Origin of the sequence: Acinetobacter sp. ATCC 27244 (genome assembly GCF_000156555.1) — a bacterium.
Classification (GTDB): domain Bacteria; phylum Pseudomonadota; class Gammaproteobacteria; order Pseudomonadales; family Moraxellaceae; genus Acinetobacter; species Acinetobacter haemolyticus.
This window is the reverse complement of the sequence record NZ_GG666018.1, coordinates 1-240: the sequence shown is the minus strand read 5'-3', so window position 1 is coordinate 240 and position 240 is coordinate 1. Positions and strand designations below refer to the sequence as shown.

Genomic DNA, 240 nt, shown 5'->3' with positions numbered 1-240 from the left:
CCTCGAAGAAGATTTAGGCATAGATGTATATTTCTGTGACCCACATTCGCCATGGCAGAAAGGCACATGCGAAAATATGAATGGTTTAATTAGGCAATATTTACCTAAAGGGATTGATTTAAACCAGGCAGATCAGCATTATTTAAATCAAGTTGCCATGTCACTGAATACTCGCCCTAGAAAAGCGTTAGATTGGCTTACACCATTAGAGAAATTTGCTCAGCTTGTTGATTATCATAA

Annotated in this window: 1 protein-coding gene; it reads left to right on the top strand. The window is 37.5% G+C overall.

Going from position 1 to position 240, the window contains the following annotated elements:
• A partial coding sequence (locus HMPREF0023_RS16430; protein WP_008942610.1) for an IS30 family transposase occupies positions 1 to 240 on the top strand: 240 nt, incomplete at both ends.